The organism is Phenylobacterium sp. FG114 (genome assembly GCF_057809855.1).
This window is the reverse complement of the sequence record NZ_JBMDKU010000011.1, coordinates 68285-84227: the sequence shown is the minus strand read 5'-3', so window position 1 is coordinate 84227 and position 15943 is coordinate 68285. Positions and strand designations below refer to the sequence as shown.

Below are 15943 nucleotides of genomic sequence, written 5' to 3'. Positions count from 1 at the left end.
AAATTTTCGGATGCGTCAGGCGCTTAGACGGCGTCTCAGCGCACGGGACGGCCTCTAGAGCAGGCCCACGCCCTGCCAGATCGCCAGGGCCACGACCAGCACGCCCACGATCCAGGTCAACAGCCGCAGCGGCAGCACCTTGGTCATCCAGCCGGCGACCGGCGCGGCCACGACGCCGCCAGCGATCAGGCCCGCCAGGGACCACATCAGCCCGCGGAGGCCCTCGGTCTCCCAGTGGCCGCTCAGCAGGCTGCCGAGGAAGGCGGCCGAGGTGGCGATAGCCACGAACATCTCGGCGGCGTTGGTGGTGCCGATGGCCTTGCGGGGATCGGCGCCGGCCCCCATCAGCGAGCTGGTCACAACGGGACCCCAACCGCCCCCGCCGATGGCGTCGAAGAAGCCGCCCACCAGTCCGAGCGGGAAGGGCGAACGCCAGGAGAAGACCTTTGGCCGCGCCTGCCGCCAGGCGCGGTAGAGGATCACGAGGCCCATGAGGAACAGCCAGCCGACCACATAGGGCTTCACCGCCTCGCCGGGCACGGAGGTCAGGACGTAGGCGCCCAGCACACCGCCCAGCACGCCGCCGCCCGAGAGCAGGCCCAGGAGCTTCCAGTCGATATTGCGGTGATAGATGTGCGACGCGCCCGAGGCGGCGCCGGTGAACACCTTGGCCGCGTGCACGCTGGCCGAGGCGTTGGCCGGCGTTACGCCGAGACTCAGCAGCACCGAGGTCGAGATCACCCCGTAGGCCATGCCCAGCGCGCCATCGACGAGCTGCGCGGCGAAGCCGACGGCGGCGAAGAGCCAGAAATCAGGGTCCATTCCAGGCGCCTGTTAGGGCCAAGCTACCCGGCGGGCCAGCCCAGAACCTCTATAGCCTGTCCCAGAACCTGTGTCGGCGACGGGTGCGACATTTGGCGGAAGGGCCCGGCGAACGCGGTTCCGCTATAGCCAAGCTCAAGGACTACCGATGCGTCTTCCGCCGCCCTCGTGCCGCGCGGCGACCTGCGTCGAAGGCGGGGAAGAGCCGGGGGTTGACCCCATCCGGCCACGGCTTCTTCCCCGCGGTCCACTCTCCGAAACTTTTTTCGCCGGCCCGTGACGGAGTTTCCGCGCGGCTTGCGCCTATCCGTCCGAACCCCCGGCTTTGGGTGTGTCGCCGCCTCGTTCGGCGGCGCGCTCAAAGGGGAGGGGCCGGGCGGCCTCCGTGTCAGCCGCCCGGTCCTTCTCCCAGCATCGGAGCGGGACCTCAGTCCTTGGCGCGTTCCTGGTACGAGCCGTCTTCCGTCAGCACGACGATCTTGGTGCCCACGCCGATGTACGGCGGGATCATGGTGCGCAGGCCGTTCGACAGGATCGCCGGCTTGTAAGAGGAGGAGGCGGTCTGTCCCTTCACCGACGGCTCGGTCTCAACGACCTCGAAGGTGGCCAGGCGCGGCAGCTCGATGGCGATCGGCACGCCCTCGTGGGTGGACAGGGTCACGGTGCAGCCGTCTGTCAGGTAGGGGGCCGCGTCGCCGACGATGTCTTCCGAGGCCACCACCTGGTCGTAGGTCTCGGGGTTCATGAAGTGGAAGCCCTCGCCGTCCTGGTAGAGGAAGGTGTGCGGGCGGTCGTCGACGATGGCGCGCTCCACGGTCTCGGTCGTGCGCCAGCGCTCGGAAACCTTCACGCCGTCGGAGATGCGGCGCATGTTGAGCTGGGTGACGGGCGTGCCCTTGCCGGGGTGGATGTTCTCGGCGGTCAGGACGACGTAGAGCTTGCCGTCCATGTCGACGACGGCGCCCTTCCGGAGCGAGCTGGCGATGACTTTCACGTAGGTCCTCGGGATGCGGCGGACCTTCGCGGGCGAGCCCGCGCGATTCCGCTGATGAAATTCTCGTGGCGCCCCTATAGCGATGTGCGCCGAAATCTCCAGCCCCCCACTTAGCCGCAACCTTGGCAGATCCGAACGAAACCCCCTGGTGGAGCCCGTCGCGGCGCGCCGACCGCCGACCGTTCCTCGAGGCGAGGGGACGGATCACGCGCGCCGCCCGCGGCTGGCTGGAGGACGAGGGGCTGGTCGAGGTTGAGACGGCGGGACTGCAGGTTTCGCCCGGCAACGAAGCTCATCTGCACGCCTTCGCGACCCAGGCCCTGACGACGGACGGCCAGGCGCGGCCGATGTACCTGCATACCTCGCCCGAGTTCGCCTGCAAGAAGCTGCTGGCGTCGGGGGAGCCGGCGATCTTCACGCTGGGAAAGGTGTGGCGGAACCGCGAGCGGGGGCCGTTGCACCACCCCGAGTTCACGATGCTGGAGTGGTATCGGACCGGGGCGCCGTACGAGGTCCTGATGGACGACTGCGCGGGGCTGATGCGCGTGGCGGCCGAGGCTGCGGGCGCTAGTGCGCTGACCTGGCGTGGCGCGACGGCCGATCCGTTCGCCGAGCCCGAGCGGCTGACGGTGGCCGAGGCGTTCCGGCGGTATGCGGACGTCGACCTGTTCGGCGACCTTCACGGCCAGGCGCGGGCCGCGGGCGTGCGGCTGGCCGACGACGACACCTGGGCCGACGTGTTCAGCCGGATCATCGTCGAGAAGGTGGAGCCGAACCTGGGCCACGGACGGCCGACGGTTCTCTGCGAATACCCGGTGTCGGAAGCGGCCCTGGCGCGACCGAAGCCCGGCGACCCGCGCGTGGCCGAACGCTTCGAGCTCTATGCGTGTGGCGTGGAGCTGGCCAACTGCTTCGGCGAACTGACCGACGCCGAAGAGCAGCGTCGCCGCTTCGAGGGCGAGATGGCCGAGAAGCAGCGGCTCTATGGCGAGACCTACCCCATAGACGAGGACTTCCTCTCGGCGCTGGCCTGCATGCCGCCCGCCAGCGGGGGGGCGCTGGGGTTCGACCGGCTGGTGATGCTGGCGACCGGCGCCACCCGAATTGAGCAGGTGCTCTGGACGCCCGTGGCCTGAGCTGTCGGCTTTGAACTTGACACCCGGCCCGGGCTCACGCTGCCCTGCCGCCGTGGCAAAGCTAAGCCTTTCTCGCTGGTTACCCCACCTGGTCGTCCCCACGCTGGTCCTGGTGGTGGGGATCGCCGCCACTATGCTCACCGCCTTCCAGCTGCTGAACGCCAACGCAGCGCGCGATGCGACCCGCCTGCGGGTCGAGGCCAACCAGGCGGTGAGCGCCCTGCAGCAACGGATCGAAGGCCACAGCGCATTGCTGCGTGGCGCCGCCGGCCTGTTCGCGGGCAGCACCAACGTCACGGGCGCGGAGTTCGCCGCCTATGTCGACCGGCTGGGGCTGGGGAGCCGCTATCCGGGCGTGTTGGGGATCGGTTACGCCGCGCGCTTCGAGGACGATGCCGCGCGCAGGGCGCTGGAGGCCCGGATCCGCAACGAGGGCGAGGCCGACTTCCACGTCTGGCCGCTGGGCCCCAGGCGCGCCCACACGAGTATCCTCTACCTGCGCCCCATGGACGCCCGCAACACGGCGGCCATCGGCTACGACATGTTCAGCGAACCGGTGCGCCGCGAGGCGATGAGCCGGGCCGCCGCCACCGGCGACCTGTCCATGTCGGGCCGGGTGACCCTGGTCCAGGAGACCGACGCAGCCCAACAGCCGGGCGTGCTGATGTTCCTGCCTGTCACGACGCCGGACCGCCGCGGCGGCGCGCGGCTCGACGGCTTCATCTATAGCCCGCTCCGCACGGTGGACCTGCTGCAGACCGTCTTCCCGGCCAATGTGGACCGGCTGGTCGACGTGGCGGTCTACGACGGCGCACCCGAGGCGACAAACCTCTTGTTCGAGACCGCCCCGCCCGCCGTGGGGCGCGGCGCGCTGGAGACCTCCCGGACGCTGCAGGTGGCCGGCCGGCCATGGACCCTGCTGGTCCGGACCCGTCCGGCGTTCGACGCCGGCAGCAACCATGCGCTGGTCTACTGGAGCCTCGCCCTCGGCGCGGCCATGACCCTCGCCTTGACCTTCGCCGTGCTCGCCCAGGCGCGGGCCGGCCTGCTGGCCGCCGAGGCGCGCGCCGAGCTGCGCACGGTCAACGCCACCCTGGAGGACCGTGTCGCGCAGCGCACAGGCGAGCTTCGCGACCAGATGGAGAAGCTGGAGGCCGCCGAAGGCCAGATGCGGCAGATGCAGAAGATGGAGGCGATCGGCCAGCTCACCGGCGGGATCGCCCACGACTTCAACAACATGCTGGCGATCGTCGTCGGCAGCCTGGACATGGCGCGGCGGCGGCTGACCGGGACGGAAGATCCGCGCGTCGCCCGCTATATCGACAACGCCGCGGAGGGGGCGAACCGGGCCGCGGCGCTCACCGGCCGGCTGCTCGCCTTCGCGCGGCGGCAGAAGCTCAATCCCGAACCGCTGGACGTGAACGCACTGGTCGGCGGCATGACCGAGCTCCTGGGCCGTTCGCTGGGGGAGCGGGTCGAGATCTCCACCGCCCTGGCCGAGGACCTGTGGCCCGTGCACGCCGATACCGCCGAGCTGGAGCACGCCCTCTTGAACCTGGCGGTCAATGCGCGCGACGCCATGCCCGACGGCGGACGCCTGGTCCTGGAGACCCAGAATGTGACGGCGCCGGTGGCGGACGACCCGGCGGGTCCCGCCGCGGGAGATTTCGTGGTCGTCCGCATCGCCGACACAGGGGCAGGGATGCCTCGCGCGGTGATGGAGCGCGCCTTCGAGCCGTTCTTCACCACCAAGGAAGTGGGCAAGGGCACGGGTCTGGGCCTGAGCCAGGTGTACGGCTTCGTGAGGCAGTCCGGCGGGTGCGTGACCCTGCGCTCGGAGGTCGACCGGGGAACGACGGTGACCATCTACCTGCCGCGCTGGGTCGGCGAGCTGCCGGCGGCGGCGTTGCTGGACGCTGACGACGCCCCGCTGCCGCGCGCCCGCGATGGCGAGGCGGTGCTGGTGGTCGAGGACGAGGCGGACGTGCGCCGGCTGTCGGTCGAGACCCTTCGCGACCTGGGCTATGCCGTCGCCGAGGCCGCGGACGGCGCCCAGGCGCTGGCCCGGCTGGCCGAGCAGCCAGCGGCCGACCTGCTGTTCACCGACATCGTGATGCCGGGGATGAACGGGCTGCAGCTCGCCGAGCAGGCGAGAGCCGCGAAGCCCGAATTGAGGGTGCTGTACACCACCGGCTATGCCCGCGACGCCAGCGGAGCGGAGGCGGTGCAGTCGGCGCTGCTGCCCAAGCCCTTCACCGTTGCGCAGCTCGCCCGCCGGGTGCGCCAGGCGCTGGACGAGGGCCGGGCGGCCTGATCCGCGACCTCGCGGCGTTTGCGGCGGCGGCCGGCATGGGCCATATGCGCCGCGCCATGACCGCCCGCACGCTCCGAACGCCGAAGGACCTCGCCGACGCCGGCCTGGTCGCGCCTGGGCGGCTGGCCGAGCTGGAAGGCGTCGCGGCCCGCTACGCCGTGGCGATCACGCCGGCGATGGCCGAGCTGATCCCCGACAACGACGCGGTGGCCCGCCAGTTCGTGCCCGACAGCGCCGAGCTGGAGCAGACGCCCGACGAGCGGGCCGACCCCATTGGCGACGACGCCCACAGCCCGGTCTTCGGCGTCGTGCATCGATACCGGGACCGGGTGCTGTTGAAGGCCAACCACGCCTGCGCCGTCTACTGCCGGTTCTGCTTCCGCCGCGAGATGGTGGGGCCGGACGGGGTGCGGCCGCTGTCGCCCGACCAGCTGGACGCCGCCATGGCCTACATCGCCGCCGACCCGGCGATCTGGGAGGTGATCATCACCGGCGGCGATCCGCTGATCCTGTCGGTGCGGCGGCTGCGCGAGCTGATGGCGCGGCTGGCGAAGATCCCGCATGTGAAGGTGGTGCGCTTCCATACCCGCGTGCCGACGGTCGATCCCGAGCGGATCACGCCGGGCCTGGTCGCCGCCCTGCGCGCGCCGGGCAAGACGACCTGGGTGGCGCTGCACGCCAACCACGCCAGCGAGCTGACGCCGGCGGCCGAGGCGGCGTGCGCCCGCATCCTCGACGCGGGCATCCCGATGGTCAGCCAGACCGTGCTGCTTAAGGGCGTGAACGACGATCCGGCGGTGATGGAGGCCTTGATGCGGCGGTTCGTGGAGCTGCGGATCAAGCCCTACTACCTGCACCACGCCGACCTGGCGCCCGGCACCGGGCATTTCCGCACCTCGATCGCCGAGGGCCAGGCGCTGATGCGGGACCTTCGCGGCGCCGTCTCGGGCCTTTGCCAGCCGACCTATGTGCTCGATATCCCGGGCGGCCACGGCAAGGCGCCCGTGGGCCCCTGCTACGCCGGCGACGGCGAGGTCACCGACCCGCAGGGCGTCGTCCATCGCTATCCGGCGTAACGCGTTATATGTTGCATCGTGGTGACAGTCCGACTGTCGCCGCATGGCGCCCGGTCGACACATGAGGCGGGCAGGGCCAGATATGCGTTCATCCAGCGATCATCCCGGTGCGTAGATACCGGGGCAACACAGAAGGAACGGGTACGATCATGAGCGGGCATGGGTTGCGGGGCGGACGCATCGGGCGCTGCCTGGCCTTGGCCGCTCTGGCGCCGCTGGCCGTCGGCGAGATCGCCCGGGCGCAGCCGCAGTCGGCCGCTCCGCCGGTTCTGGCGCTGCCCCCCGCCGCCGCCGCGGCTCCGGTTCCGCCGCCGCCGGCGCCGCCGGTCGCGATTCCCGCCCTGACGCCGGCCCAGGCGCAGGTCGCCGTGAAGGCGCTGCGCGCGGCCGACCTGCATGGCCTGCAGCCCAAGGCCTACCTGCCGGATGGGTTCCCCGACGACGGCCAGCTCTCGGCCGCGCAACAGGCCACCCTGGCCGACGGCCTGCTCCAGTACGCCCACGACGTCCGCATCGGGCGCATGGACCCCGACAAGTTCCCCGAGCTGTGGCAGGTGCGCCCGGCCGCCTACGACCCGTCCCCCGAACTGGCGAAGGCGCTGGCCGAGGGGCGGTTGCAGGCGTGGCTCGACAGCCTGCCGCCCCGCTATTCCGGTTATGTCGCCCTGAAGCGCGGCCTGGTCCGCTACCGCGAGATCGCGGCCAAGGGCGGCTGGAAGCCCATCGCCGAGGGGCCGAAGATGGAGCTGGGCTCCCACGACCCGCGCGTGGCCGCGCTTCGCGCCCGCCTGGCGGTCGAGGACCCGCTGGTCGCCGCCAACGGCTCGGCGACCTTCGACCAGCCGCTGCAGGAGGCGGTGGTGCGCGCCCAGAGGCGCTACGGCCTGAAGCCCGACGGCGTGGTGGGCGACGGCACCCTGGCCTATCTGAACCAGCCGGTGGGCCAGCGCGTGCTGCAGATCATCGCCAACATGGAGCGCTGGCGCTGGATGCCGGCCACCATGCCGGCGACGCGGGTGCAGGTGAACACCGGGGCGGCCATCGTCACCCTGTTCCGGGACGACAAGCCGGTGATGTCGATGAAGGCGGTATCGGGTAAGCCGGGCGATGAGACGCCGATGCTGATCTCGAACATCCATTCGGTGGTGATCAATCCGCCGTGGAACGTGCCGGCCGGCATCGCGCAGCGCGAGCTGTGGCCGAAGGAGAAGGCCAACCCCGGCTATTTCGCCCGCAACGGCTATCGGGTGATCCCGGTGCAGGGCGGCCAGCCGCGGCTGCAGCAGGCGTCAGGCGACCAGAGCGCGCTGGGCCGGTTCAAGTTCGATTTCGACAACCCGTTCGCCGTCTACCTGCACGACACGCCCTCGAAGGGCGGCTTCGACCGCTTCGCCCGCAACGCCAGCCACGGCTGCGTGCGCCTGGAGAAGCCCCGGGCGCTGGCCGAGGCTCTGCTGAACGGCGACGCCACCTGGACCTCCGAGGCCATCGACAAGCAACTCGAGGGCGATAAGACCGTGCGCGCCAAGCTGCCCGAGCCGACGCCGGTGTTCATCCTCTATTGGACGGCGTTCGCGAGTTCGGACGGTCAGATGCACTTCCGCTCGGACCCCTATAACTGGGACCGGGAGCTGCTGCAGCGCGTGGGCGTGCTGGCGTCGGGTACGAAGGTCTGAGGGGGCGATGTTCAAGACGGTTCTGTGGATCGCGGCCGCCTGCGCGGCGGTGCTGGTGGCGCTGGCGGTAAGCCGGACGCTGAACTTCGACAAGCCGGTGGAAAAGGCGGCCGAGCCCGCGCCGGCGGCCGCGGCCCCGCCGCCGCCGCCCGTCGAGGCGCCCAAGGCCGCCGAGGTCGCGCCGCCCCCGCCGCCCCCGGTCGAGAGGACTCCCGAGCAGCAGCAGATCGACGACGACGCGGCGGCGACCGGCATGACGACCGTCGAGCCCGACCCGCCGACCGAGGCGCCGAAGAACTAGAGAAATCCGCGAGCGCATCAGCGCCGCAGGATTGGAACCACGAAAAACACGAAAGGCACGAAAAGGCCGTGCCTGCTGAGCTTTCGTGACTTTCGTGTTTTTCGTGGTTTGGAAGACGGCGCCTGCGGCGGCAGATAGAGGGCTAGGCGCCCTGCCATTGGCGGACGCGGCCGGTGTCGACGTGGACGAAGTTGGAGACGGGGTAGAAGCCCACGCCGCCGGCGCCCAGGGAAAGGGCCGCCCCGCGCAGGTTGCGCAGGTCCACGCCGGGGACGCGCACGTCGATGGCCTTGCCTACGGTGTGCTGGCTGTTCTCGGCGACGCCCTTGGAACGCGAATGCAGCATCGCGTTGGTGCGGGGCGAGCGGTAGCCGGAGATGATCTGGAACGGCGCGTTCGTCTCGAGCTTGCCGCCGATGGCGTGCAGGACGTCGAACAGGCCCGGATCGATGAAGTGCTCGTCGCCGGTGCGCCAGTCGCGCATCACGCGGGTGGCTTCGGCCAGGGCGTCGGGCAGGTAGCTGCCGTTGGCGTAATAGACCTCGTTGAACTTCTCGCCGGTGTGGAGGTTGTCGAGGACCGCGCGGCGCGGCTCCCAGACATCGAAGTTCCGCGCCCAGGCGGGGGCGGCGATCAGGGCGAGGCCGGCAGCGGCCCCAAGCGTAAGCAGCTCTCTGCGGCGGACGAGGTTGGGCATCTAGCCTCCGGGCCGTCGTGGAAAGCGCGCAAGATGGCGGGTCAGGGGTTAACGTCAAGACTACCTGGGCCCGGTGCGGCCAGCGGCCGCGATCCGCCCACAGGATGAGCAACCCCTTGCACGCAAGGCGATTGGCCCGGACAGTCCGCGCCGGACCGGCGCCGCAAGAGCCGCCGCGGGGGGAATGTGCATGAGTTCGGACGCGAGCGCGTCGCCGGCGGCCACGCTGCGCAAGGTGGTGGCGGCCAGCATGATCGGCACCACCATCGAGTGGTACGACTTCTTCCTCTACGGCACCGCCGCGGCGCTGGTGTTCAACAAGCTGTTCTTCCCGGCGTCAGAGCCGCTGGTCGGCACCATGTTGGCCTTCGCCACCTATGCGCTGGGGTTCGTGGCGCGGCCGCTCGGCGGGATCGTGTTCGGCCACTTCGGCGACCGGATCGGGCGCAAGCGCCTGCTGATGCTGAGCCTGGTGATGATGGGCGCGGCCACCGTGCTGATCGGCTGCCTGCCGACGCACGACCAGGTGGGCCTGTGGGCGCCCGCCCTGCTGATCGCGCTCCGGCTGGTGCAGGGCTTCGCCGTGGGCGGGGAGTGGGGCGGGGCGGTGCTGATCGTGGCCGAGCACGGCGACGCGGCCCGCCGCGGCCTCTGGGCCAGTTTCCCGCAGGCGGGGGTGGCGGCCGGCAGTCTCCTGGCTTCGGGGATGCTGGCGCTGATGGCCACGATCCAGAGCGACGCCGAGTTCCTGGCCTGGGGCTGGCGCGTGCCGTTCCTGCTCTCGGCGGTCCTGATCGGCGTCGGCTGGTGGATCCGCACGACGGTGGAGGAGAGCCCGACCTTCCGGGAGGTGGCCCGGGAAGCCGCGGCCATCGAGAAGGCGCCGACGCTGGAGGCGATCCGGCGGCGGCCGCGGGAGCTGATCGTGGGGGCCGGACTGAAGTTCGCCGAGAACATCAGCTACTACGTGATCACCGTCTTCTCGATCACCTATGTCACCCAGAAGGTCGGGCTGTCCCGGCAGGTGGCGCTGGAGGCGATCCTGATCGCCTCGGCCTGTCACGTCTTCTTGATCCCTCTGTTCGGGCTCTTGTCGGACCGGATCGGCCGGCGGCCGGTCTATGCGGCGGGTGCGTTCGGCATGGTCGTCTGGGCCTTCGTGTTCTTCCGCCTGCTCGACAGCGCGGAGCCGGTGATGATCGTGCTGGCCTGCGTCGGGGCCCTGGTCTGCCATGGCGCGATGTACGGCCCGCAGGCGGCCTTCCTGGCCGAGATGTTCCCAACCCGGATCCGGTATTCCGGCGTCTCCCTGGCCTATCAGGTGACGTCGATCTTCGCGGGTTCGCTGGCCCCGCTGATCGCGGCGGCCCTGTTGGCGGCCTATGGCTCGGGGACGCCGATCGCGATCTATGTGGCCGGCGCGGCGCTGGTCACCGGCGTGGCGGCCCTCGCGGCCCGCGAGACGCGGGGCAAGACCTTCGCCGAGATCGACCGGGAGGCCTGACAAGACGAAGGCCGCGCCGGTCTCGCGGCGCGGCCTCCGATCCTCGTGGCCTGGGCCTAGTTCTTCAGAACGTCGCGGGCGGCGTCCTTCAGGGCGCCGACGCCCTTCTGGACCTTGCCCTCCACGCGCTCGCCGGCGCCCTCCGCGGCCAGACGGTCATCGCCCGTGGCCTTGCCGACGCCTTCCTTGATCGAGCCCGCGATGTCCTTGGCGGCGCCCTTGGCTTCGTCCTTGTGCATGGCTGTCATCCTCATCTGTCACTGGTGTGGTCCACCCATCGCAGTGACTACGCGACAGCTCGGGGATCGTTCCGGGGGATCGGGCCGACGGATCAGGCGGCGGCGCGCGAGGTCCGGTCCAGCAGGGCCTCGAACGCGCCCGCGGCCGAGCGGCGCGCGTCGGCGTCACCCATCATCCGGCGCGAGTCGGAGTGCCCCAGGATGAAGCTCTTCATCTGGAAGTAGGCGGCGTGGGCCTCGGCCTCGCTGAGCGGCGGGTCGCGCAGCCACAGGAACTCGCGCGTCACCGTCTTGCGGAACGCTTGCAGCTGCTTGCGCAGCAGGTCCTGCAGCGGGCCGGGCTGGTCGTCCAGTTCGACGCTGAGCTGGGTAAGCGGGCAGCCGCTTTCGGGCCAGTCCTCCTCGCACCACCGGAGCCAGAGCTCGAAGATCTTCTCCAGCCGCTGGCGGCCGCGCGGCAGTTCGGCGGCCGGCGTCCAGACAATGTCGCGGAACTTGTCCGTGACCATCTGCACGACCGCCAGGTGCATGTCTTCCTTGGACTCGAAGTGTTTGAAGAGGCCGCTCTTCGACAAGCCGACCGCGTCGGCCACGTCGGACAGGCTCACGCCGGTCAGGCCGCGCAGAGCCGCCTGTCGCGTCGCTTCCTCGAGGATGCGCGCCCTCGTGGCTTCACCCTTGCGCAAAAGCCAAGCCTCCCTGCTTGACAAAGTGACCGATCGTGCTCTTTTTAGAGCTTAGCGACCGGTCGTGCTCTTTTCTACCCACAGGAACACGAAAATGCAAAACTTCAGGTGTGTGACCGCGATCGCCGCGCTGGCGGTGTTCGCGACGGGTTCGGCCTTTGCCCAGACGGCGGGCTACCAGGGCGAGGCGCGGCTCAAGGCCGGAGCCACGGCGCCGCGCGAAGCGGTGATTTCCGGCGTGGCGTGGCGATGCGACGGCGACCAGTGCCTGGGTTCGGCCGACCGCAAGGCCAACCTCGATGGGCTGGTCCGCGAGTGCAAGAAGGTGGTGGCCGTGGTGGGCCCCGTCGCCAGCTACCGCTCGGGCGGCCGCGAGCTGACCGACGGCCAGGTCCGCGCCTGCAACAAGGCGGCGATCCAGCTCCAGGCGGCGCGCAACTAGATCCAGGTTCTTTCCTCCCCTCGGCAGGCCGCTTCGGTTCGTCTGGCCCGCCAAGGGATCAACTCGCGGGAGGGGACGCCCGCTCATCGACCGGCGCACGGCCTTCGGGTCGAGCTATCCCAGCCGGAGGACGATCAGGCGCCCCTTCCGCGGCTTTCTCGTGACCTATTTGCCGTTGGCGCCCCGCGCCCGGCGCGCCGCCTCGAGATCGACCAGCTTGTCATCCTCGGCGGACGAGGGCCTCAGGGACTTGGCGATGGCGCGGTTCAGGTCGGCGAGCTTGTAGGGCTTGCGCAGGATGGGGAATTCGTCGCCGATCCGGGCCGCGGCCTCGCTATAGCCCGTGGCCAGCACGACCGGAACGTCGGGGAAGGTCTCGCGGACCCGCCGCGCCATGTCGAGGCCGTCGAGGTCGCCCGCCATCACGATATCGCTGAATACGACGTCGACCGGCTCGCTGCCTTGCAGCGCCGTGAGGGCCGCAGCGCTGTTGCCGACGACCCGAACCTCGTGGCCCAATTCTTCCAGCATGCGGGCGGCGACTTCCGCGACTTCGGGATTGTCCTCCACCAAGAGGACCCGGGCGCTGCCGACAAGAGGCACCGGACCCTCGTCTTGCGCCGCGCGCGGCGTCCTGTCGGTGCGAGGCAGGTAGAGCGTGAAGCGTGTCCCCGAGCCGAGCTCGCTCTCCACCGTGGCGTAGCCGCCCGACTGCTGGGCGAAGCCAAAAACCTGCGACAGGCCAAGCCCCGTGCCTTTGTCGACGTCCTTGGTGGTGAAGAAGGGGTCGAAGATCTTCGGTATGATATCGGGCGCGATCCCCGTCCCGGTGTCGGACACCGTCAACGCGACGAAATCGCCTCGCAGTTGCCCTGGGCCTGAGCCGTCCAGGGTGACGTTCTCGCCGCGGAGGCATAGCTCGCCGCCCTTTGGCATGGCGTCGCGCGCGTTCACCGCGAGGTTCAGCAGCGCCAGCTCGAACTCGCCACCGTCAACCGCCACAGGCCAGAGGTCCTCCGACAGGGCCATGTCGAGCCGCACCGTCGCGGGGAGGCTCGCAGCGAGCAGTTCGCCCAGGCTCACGCTGCGCTCGGCGAGCGAGGTCGGAGCCGGCGTCAGCCGTTGCCGGCGCGAGAACGACAGCAGGTGGCGGGTCAGATCCTCGCCCCGCCGCGCGGCGACGTCGATCGCGTCGAGGGCCCGCAGCGCGCGGGGATCGTCCCCCACCTTGCGGCGAAGGAGCTGGGCCTGACCGCTGACGACCATGAGGAGGTTGTTGAAGTCGTGCGCCACCCCGCCGGTCAGCTTGCCCAGGGCCTCCAGCTTCTGACTCTGGGCCAACTGCTCGTGCGCCCGCTGCAGGTCGAGCTGGGCGCGGCGCTTGTCGGTGATGTCGCGGGTGATCTTGGCGAAGCCGAGAAGCGTCCCGTCGCTTTCACGGATCGCGTCGATGATCACCGACGCAAAGAACAGGCTGCCGTCCTTGCGCACACGCCAGCCTTCCGCCTCATAGCGGCCCTGTTCGGTGGCGGTCTTCAGCGCCCTCAGGGGCGTACCGGCGGCGCGGTCCTCGTCGGTGTAGAACCGCGAGAAATGCTGGCCCACGATCTCGTCGGCCCCATACCCCTTGATGTGCTGGGCGCCGGCGTTCCAGTTGCTGATGATGCCGTTGGGGTCGAGCATGAAGATCGAGTAGTCGACGACGCCGGACACCAGCATGCGGAACTGCCGCTCGCTCTGGGCGAGGGCGTCCTGTGCGGCCCGCCGCTCGGTGATATCGCGGATGACCTTGGCGAAGCCGATCAGGCTGCCATTGTCGTCGCGGACCGGGTCGATGACGACCGAGGCCCAGAACCGGTCGCCACCTTTGCGGACCCGCCACCCCTCGGCTTCGAACCGGCCGGTGCGCAGCGCGGTTTCCAACGCCCTGGCCGGGCCGCCCGCCTGGCGGTCCTCCGGGGTGTAGAAGAGTGCGAAGTGGCGGCCGACCACCTCGTTAGCCGCATAGCGTTCGATCCGTTCGGCCCCGCGGTTCCAGGTGGTCACCAGGCCGTTGGGGTCCAGCATGTAGATCCCGTAGTCTACGATGTTATCGACCAGCAGGCGGAACTCGTCCTCACCTTTGCGCGGACCCGGTTCGGCGCGATCGTTCATCGCGCCGCCCGCCCGACGATGCGGCGGTTCATGATCATCATCGGCGCGCACTCAAGGTTCCCCGTCCCCCATCGGCTCCTAACGCACGCCCACAGCGCGGGTTCCGGTCCGGTCGGCCGTTGCGCCCGGCCGCCGCCACCGCTATCTGCTCGCCCGAATTCCCGACACATCGAACCAGCGAGCGCGGACGCCCCATGGCGCAGCAATATATCTTCCAGATGCAGGGCCTGACCAAGGCCTATCCCGGCGGCAAGAAGGTGTTCGAGAACATCTGGCTGTCGTTCTACTCCGACGCCAAGATCGGCGTGGTGGGCGTCAACGGCTCGGGTAAGTCCACCCTGCTGAAGATCATGGCCGGGATCGACAAGGAATTCTCGGGCGAGGCCAAGGCCGCCGACGGCGTGAAGATGGGCTACCTCGAGCAGGAGCCGCAGCTGGACGAGCAGGTGAACGTCCGCGCCAACGTCATCGCCTGGTGCGAAGAGAAGCGGATCTTCGACAAGTACAACGAGATCGCGGCCAGGCTGGGCGAGGAGTACACGGACGAGCTGATGGAGGAGATGACCGCCCTCCAGGAGAAGCTGGACGCCGGCGACCTCTGGGACATCGACTCCAAGATCGACATGGCGATGGACGCTCTGCGCTGCCCGCCCGACGACTGGCCGGTGGACAAGCTGTCGGGCGGCGAGAAGCGCCGCGTGGCGCTGGCGCGCCTGCTGCTCAGCAAGCCCGACATGCTGCTGCTGGACGAACCGACCAACCACCTCGACGCCGAGAGCGTGGCCTGGCTGCAGCACCACCTGGAAGCCTTCCCGGGCTGCGTGATCCTGGTCACCCACGACCGCTACTTCCTGGACCAGGTGACCAAGTGGACCCTGGAGCTCGATCGCGGCAAGGGCATCCCCTACGAGGGCAACTACTCCGGCTGGCTGGAGCAGAAGACCAAGCGGATCGTGCAGGAGCAGTCCGAGTCCGAAGCCCGCCAGCGCGCCATGACCCGCGAACTGGAGTGGGTGCGTTCGGGCGCCAAGGCCCGCCAGGCCAAGTCGAAGGCCCGCCTGGCCCGCTACGAGGACATGGTGCGCGAGCAGGAGAACGCGCGGCAGGCGCAGACCACCGCCGTCATCCAGATCCCGCCCGGCCCGCGCCTGGGCAATGTGGTGCTGGAGGCCAACGGCCTGTCGAAGGCCTATGGCGACAAGGTGCTGTTCACCGACCTGACCTTCAAGCTGCCGCCGAACGGCATCGTCGGCGTGATCGGCCCGAACGGCGCCGGCAAGTCCACCCTGTTCAAGATCATCACCGGCCAGGAGCAGCCCGATGGGGGTACGTTCCGCGTCGGCGAGACGGTGAAGCTGTCGTACGTCGACCAGAGCCGCGACGCGCTGGATCCCAACAAGACCGTCTGGCAGGAGATCTCCAGCGGACTGGACGTGCTGGCCGTGGGCAAGCGCGAGATCAACACCCGCAGCTACGTGGGCTCGTTCAACTTCCGCGGCGGCGACCAGCAGAAGAAGGTGGGCCAGCTGTCGGGCGGCGAGCGCAACCGCGTCCACCTGGCCAAGACGCTCACCGAAGGCGGCAACGTCATCCTGCTCGACGAACCGACCAACGACCTGGACATCGAGACGCTGCAGAACCTCGAGGAGGCGCTGGAGGAATTCGCCGGCTGCGCGGTGGTCATCAGCCACGACCGCTGGTTCCTGGACCGGCTGGCCACCCACATCCTGGCCTTCGAGGGCGACAGCCACGTGGAATGGTTCGAGGGCAACTTCGAGGCCTATGAAGAGGACAAGAAGCGCCGCCTGGGCGCCGACAGCCTCATCCCCCACCGGATCAAGTTCCAGAAGTTCGGGCGGTAGAGCCCCAAGCCCGATCGGGTCGTGGCCCTCACGCGACCTT

Annotated in this window: 14 protein-coding genes; 8 read left to right on the top strand and 6 right to left on the bottom strand. The window is 69.7% G+C overall.

Annotated elements, in window-relative coordinates; genetic code table 11:
• Positions 1 to 54 precede the first annotated feature (54 nt).
• A complete protein-coding gene (locus tag ACODSY_RS18310) occupies positions 55 to 822 on the bottom strand; it encodes a sulfite exporter TauE/SafE family protein (RefSeq protein WP_488953284.1) in 768 nt (255 codons plus the stop codon).
• A gap of 427 nt (positions 823 to 1249) precedes the next feature.
• A complete protein-coding gene (efp, locus tag ACODSY_RS18305; protein ID WP_488953282.1) occupies positions 1250 to 1816 on the bottom strand; it encodes an elongation factor P in 567 nt (188 codons plus the stop codon).
• Between the two features lie 122 nt (positions 1817 to 1938).
• Between efp and epmA the strand changes: the two genes are divergently transcribed.
• From epmA to ACODSY_RS18280, 5 genes are all read left to right on the top strand, one after another.
• Positions 1939 to 2952, top strand: a complete 1014-nt coding sequence (epmA, locus tag ACODSY_RS18300; protein ID WP_488953281.1) for an EF-P lysine aminoacylase EpmA — start codon at positions 1939 to 1941, stop codon at positions 2950 to 2952.
• Positions 2953 to 3004: 52 nt separating this feature from the next.
• A complete protein-coding gene (locus ACODSY_RS18295; RefSeq protein WP_488953280.1) occupies positions 3005 to 5266 on the top strand; it encodes a CHASE domain-containing protein in 2262 nt (753 codons plus the stop codon).
• A 35-nt stretch (positions 5267 to 5301) separates the two neighbouring features.
• Positions 5302 to 6342, top strand: a complete 1041-nt coding sequence (locus tag ACODSY_RS18290; protein ID WP_488953278.1) for a lysine-2,3-aminomutase-like protein — start codon at positions 5302 to 5304, stop codon at positions 6340 to 6342.
• A gap of 149 nt (positions 6343 to 6491) precedes the next feature.
• Complete coding sequence (locus ACODSY_RS18285) at positions 6492 to 8018, top strand: L,D-transpeptidase family protein (RefSeq protein ID WP_488953277.1); 1527 nt, start codon at positions 6492 to 6494, stop codon at positions 8016 to 8018.
• A 7-nt stretch (positions 8019 to 8025) separates the two neighbouring features.
• Positions 8026 to 8319 (top strand): hypothetical protein, encoded by a 294-nt coding sequence (locus ACODSY_RS18280; protein ID WP_488953275.1) that lies wholly within the window; start codon positions 8026 to 8028, stop codon positions 8317 to 8319.
• 142 nt (positions 8320 to 8461) lie between these two features.
• Here the strand turns inward: ACODSY_RS18280 and mepK are convergent, their stop codons facing one another.
• Positions 8462 to 9016, bottom strand: coding sequence for a peptidoglycan L,D-endopeptidase MepK (gene mepK / locus ACODSY_RS18275; RefSeq protein WP_488953274.1), 555 nt, complete (start codon positions 9014 to 9016; stop codon positions 8462 to 8464).
• A gap of 190 nt (positions 9017 to 9206) precedes the next feature.
• Here mepK and ACODSY_RS18270 point away from each other — a divergent pair, with 190 nt between their 5' ends.
• Positions 9207 to 10520: an MFS transporter gene (locus ACODSY_RS18270; RefSeq protein ID WP_488953272.1), complete on the top strand. Its 1314-nt coding sequence runs from the start codon at positions 9207 to 9209 to the stop codon at positions 10518 to 10520.
• A gap of 56 nt (positions 10521 to 10576) precedes the next feature.
• Here the strand turns inward: ACODSY_RS18270 and ACODSY_RS18265 are convergent, their stop codons facing one another.
• Positions 10577 to 10759, bottom strand: a complete 183-nt coding sequence (locus ACODSY_RS18265) for a CsbD family protein (protein WP_488953271.1) — start codon at positions 10757 to 10759, stop codon at positions 10577 to 10579.
• A gap of 92 nt (positions 10760 to 10851) precedes the next feature.
• Positions 10852 to 11445 carry a TetR/AcrR family transcriptional regulator gene (locus ACODSY_RS18260; RefSeq protein ID WP_488953270.1) on the bottom strand — a complete coding sequence of 198 codons (594 nt, stop codon included), beginning with the start codon at positions 11443 to 11445 and terminating at the stop codon, positions 10852 to 10854.
• A gap of 112 nt (positions 11446 to 11557) precedes the next feature.
• On the opposite strand from ACODSY_RS18260, the gene ACODSY_RS18255 reads away from it, so the two are divergent.
• A complete protein-coding gene (locus ACODSY_RS18255; RefSeq protein WP_488953268.1) occupies positions 11558 to 11887 on the top strand; it encodes a DUF8200 family protein in 330 nt (109 codons plus the stop codon).
• 165 nt (positions 11888 to 12052) lie between these two features.
• Here the strand turns inward: ACODSY_RS18255 and ACODSY_RS18250 are convergent, their stop codons facing one another.
• On the bottom strand, positions 12053 to 14041 hold the full coding sequence (locus ACODSY_RS18250) for a hybrid sensor histidine kinase/response regulator (RefSeq protein ID WP_488953266.1): 1989 nt from the start codon (positions 14039 to 14041) through the stop codon (positions 12053 to 12055).
• A 194-nt stretch (positions 14042 to 14235) separates the two neighbouring features.
• Here ACODSY_RS18250 and ettA point away from each other — a divergent pair, with 194 nt between their 5' ends.
• Positions 14236 to 15903 (top strand): energy-dependent translational throttle protein EttA, encoded by a 1668-nt coding sequence (gene ettA, locus ACODSY_RS18245; RefSeq protein WP_488953264.1) that lies wholly within the window; start codon positions 14236 to 14238, stop codon positions 15901 to 15903.
• The last annotated feature ends 40 nt before the right edge of the window (positions 15904 to 15943 follow it).

Bases quoted from the DNA above. Each gene is read 5' to 3' on its own strand.
- ACODSY_RS18265 (WP_488953271.1), bottom strand. From the start codon at position 10,759: ATGCACAAGGACGAAGCCAAGGGCGCCGCCAAGGACATCGCGGGCTCG.
- ACODSY_RS18285 (WP_488953277.1), top strand. From the start codon at position 6,492: ATGAGCGGGCATGGGTTGCGGGGCGGACGCATCGGGCGCTGCCTGGCC.
- ACODSY_RS18270 (WP_488953272.1), top strand. From the start codon at position 9,207: ATGAGTTCGGACGCGAGCGCGTCGCCGGCGGCCACGCTGCGCAAGGTG.
- ettA (WP_488953264.1), top strand. From the start codon at position 14,236: ATGGCGCAGCAATATATCTTCCAGATGCAGGGCCTGACCAAGGCCTAT.
- ACODSY_RS18250 (WP_488953266.1), bottom strand. From the start codon at position 14,041: ATGAACGATCGCGCCGAACCGGGTCCGCGCAAAGGTGAGGACGAGTTC.
- mepK (WP_488953274.1), bottom strand. From the start codon at position 9,016: ATGCCCAACCTCGTCCGCCGCAGAGAGCTGCTTACGCTTGGGGCCGCT.
- ACODSY_RS18290 (WP_488953278.1), top strand. From the start codon at position 5,302: ATGGGCCATATGCGCCGCGCCATGACCGCCCGCACGCTCCGAACGCCG.
- ACODSY_RS18280 (WP_488953275.1), top strand. From the start codon at position 8,026: ATGTTCAAGACGGTTCTGTGGATCGCGGCCGCCTGCGCGGCGGTGCTG.
- ACODSY_RS18310 (WP_488953284.1), bottom strand. From the start codon at position 822: ATGGACCCTGATTTCTGGCTCTTCGCCGCCGTCGGCTTCGCCGCGCAG.